The sequence below is a fragment of the Bacillus cereus group sp. N6 genome, assembly GCF_016483705.1.
GTDB classification, from domain to species: domain Bacteria; phylum Bacillota; class Bacilli; order Bacillales; family Bacillaceae_G; genus Bacillus_A; species Bacillus_A wiedmannii.
The window spans coordinates 1-211 of sequence record NZ_JAEHBI010000386.1 but is presented as its reverse complement, the minus strand read 5'-3'; the positions used below and the strand labels follow the sequence as shown (position 1 = coordinate 211).

Sequence of the window (211 nt, the reverse complement as noted above, 5' to 3'; positions counted from 1 at the left end):
CTGGGCTAGCTGGATTCGAACCAGCGCATGACGGAGTCAAAGTCCGTTGCCTTACCGCTTGGCTATAGCCCATTAATATTTACTAGTATGGTTATCTTTTCAAAAAAATAAACCCTCTCAGGTTATTTTAAAGAAAATGGTGGAGGGGGGCAGATTCGAACTGCCGAACCCGAAGGAGCGGATTTACAGTCCGCCGCGTTTAGCCACTTCG

General features: G+C 47.4%; 1 tRNA gene. It reads right to left on the bottom strand.

Annotation, left to right across the window (positions count from 1 at the left end):
* Positions 1–72 (bottom strand) — tRNA-Gln (locus JDS99_RS31685).
* Positions 73–211: the final 139 nt, after the last annotated feature.